The organism is Streptomyces sp. NPDC052107, from assembly GCF_040680215.1.
Taxonomy (GTDB): Bacteria; Actinomycetota; Actinomycetes; order Streptomycetales; family Streptomycetaceae; genus Streptomyces.
On sequence record NZ_JBFAWG010000275.1, the window covers coordinates 1 to 1,532 of the forward strand.

The 1,532-nt window shown below is 68.5% G+C and carries 1 protein-coding gene and 1 pseudogene; one reads left to right on the plus strand and one right to left on the minus strand.

Going from position 1 to position 1,532, the window contains the following annotated elements; translation table 11 throughout:
* Nucleotides 1-63: 63 nt before the first annotated feature.
* Nucleotides 64-297, minus strand: a pseudogene (locus AB0M27_RS47760) (helicase associated domain-containing protein); the annotation flags it as partial.
* Nucleotides 298-701: 404 nt separating this feature from the next.
* Between AB0M27_RS47760 and AB0M27_RS47765 the strand changes: the two are divergent.
* On the plus strand, nt 702-1,532 hold an 831-nt coding region (locus AB0M27_RS47765; protein WP_365732455.1), incomplete at its 3' end, for a hypothetical protein.

Sequence of the window (1,532 nt, forward strand, 5' to 3'; positions counted from 1 at the left end):
AGCGTATGTCAGCCACGCGCTACGCCTATCTCGGTCCCGAAGGCACCTTCACCGAGCCGCCCCGGGGAGGGCCGCGCCCCGCACACCCAGCGCCTCCAGGCGCTCGCGTTGCTCGGGCATCAGCTGCGCCCACGTGCCCGGCTCCTGCTGTCGCCACCGCCACGTCCAGATGTCGTCACCCTCGAACGTGACGCCCGGCGCGATGTAGGGCAGGACGCCGGCGGCGTCGACCAGGTCGGCGAGAACCCGGAAGTGACGCTGCCAGCTCAGCGGCCACGGGCACTTCCAGTCCGGGTCGCTCAGGACGGACGGCCCCGCGGACGATCGGTCCGCGAGTGAGACCGGCATCCTGTCCGCCTTCGGCGGCGTCGGCTGGAGCGGCTACAGGGCCCCTATGCGGGCCCGATGGCGGAGGGCACGTTCGGGGAGGAGGGGCCCCTGGGCCCCTCAGCGGGCCTTCGCGGGTTTCTGGCGAAGCGGGCGGCAGTTTCTGCCTCGGAGGGTGGTTCCCGTGCCGGGGACCCACGGGTTCAGCGCTGCGCCTTCTGAACCTCACCTACTAGTGTCATTGACATTGAGCTCGTCACTGTCATCGTCAGATGTCATCGTCACTCGTATCTTCCAGACACCCGCTACAGCGTCTGAACTACGGAAGCTGGATTGTTTGCCCTGCGGGGTGCCCGTCCGGCATGTTCTGTGGTGTGAAGCAGCAGACATCCCCAAAGCCGGTCGCCTCTCCCGCCCAGACGCGGGAAGCCCTCCTCGAGCGGGCCGCGCGCGACTTCGCGCCCATCCGGCGGGCGTTCGTGCAGAAGAAGCGAGACGAGGCGGACCGGTCCAGCCGACTGGCCGAGTTCGTCACCAACGGAGATGTGCGCGGCCTGCGCGCCTACCTGTTCATCGTCGCGATTACCAGCGCCGAGACCGCCGAGTCGGGGTGGAGCACCACCCTCCCCGGCATGGTGTGGGCCAGGGCCTTCGGCACCACGGAGGACGCGATGCCGGCCTCCGCCCGTACGGCGGTGACCAAAGTCCTCAAGCGTCTTGAGGAACGCCGCCTGATCACCTACGAGCGGCCCAAGGGGACCTGGGACATCCAGGTCACGCTGCTGCGCGAGGACGGAAGCCTCGATCCGTACACCCGGCCCGGCAACCAGAACCGCGACGCCTACCTGAAGATCCCGTTCGAGCTTTGGCGTACTGGCCTGATCGACCAGCTCGGCCTCCCGGCCCTGGCCATGCTGCTGACGGCCAGCTGTGAGCCGGCCTTCTTCGAGCTTCCGACTGAGCGGATGAAGGAGTGGTACGGGTGGTCGCCCGATACCGCCGAGCGCGGCTTCCGGCAGCTGGCGAAGGAGGGCGTGCTCCAGGTCCACAAGACCTACATTGCCGCCCCGCTCAGCCCGACCGGGACGGCTGAGGTCAACCGCTACGTGCTGCTCGCCCCGTTCATCGCACGCTCCGCGCGGAAGAAGGCGCCCTCCACGGAGAGCACCGTCGAGATCACAGGTGATGCCCAAGCCCTTGGGCAT